The following is a 552-nucleotide window of genomic DNA, read 5'->3' as shown; positions in this document are numbered from 1 at the left end:
CGGTGGTTGGGTTATAGGCGGGTGATTTCCTGGGTAAGGAGCTGGATTTCAGCTTTTGCCTTGGAGTTGTCAGATTCGACGACGCTTAGTCCTTCAGAAAGTGCCTGCGCGTAGACGTTGCGATGATCATGATATTTTTTCCTTCCTCTGGTGGGGTCATATCGTATTGAATTCATATGATATGGGTTCAATATGATATGAGGTGTGGGAGGGTATTGACGGCGGAGGTGAGGTCGTCGTCTATTACGCCGATATAGCGCTGTGTGGTGGAGATGTCGGCGTGGCCGAGGAGTTCTTGTACGGCACGTAGATTATGGGATTGGGCGTAAACGGTCGTGGCGAACCAATGCCGCAGCTGGTGCGGGGTGCGGCCAGGGCCGAGGAGGCGGGATATTTTCTTGGCGATGTTGTCGCTGCTGCGGTGCCCGGTGAAGCGGCCGGGGAAGAAATATCCTGTGCTTTTTGATTCTAGATAGGGGCGGATCTCGCGGTGGGCTGGGATGACCCTGGTGTGGCCGCCCTTGCCGGTAATGTGAAGCCACCCACTGGCGT

2 protein-coding genes are annotated in these 552 nt (G+C 55.3%); both read right to left on the bottom strand.

The genetic code is table 11. From position 1 onward, the window contains the following. Positions 1-11: 11 nt before the first annotated feature. Entirely contained in the window at positions 12-176 is a 165-nt protein-coding gene (locus D8M41_RS11615) for a hypothetical protein (protein WP_153269382.1), read from the bottom strand. A gap of 11 nt (positions 177-187) precedes the next feature. Further along, on the bottom strand, positions 188-552 hold a 365-nt coding region (locus tag D8M41_RS11465; RefSeq protein WP_148110215.1), incomplete at its 5' end, for a site-specific integrase.

The sequence above is a fragment of the Rothia sp. HSID18069 genome (assembly GCF_003989155.1).
GTDB lineage: Bacteria > Actinomycetota > Actinomycetes > Actinomycetales > Micrococcaceae > Rothia > Rothia aeria.
This window is presented reverse-complemented; position numbering and strand designations above follow the sequence as displayed.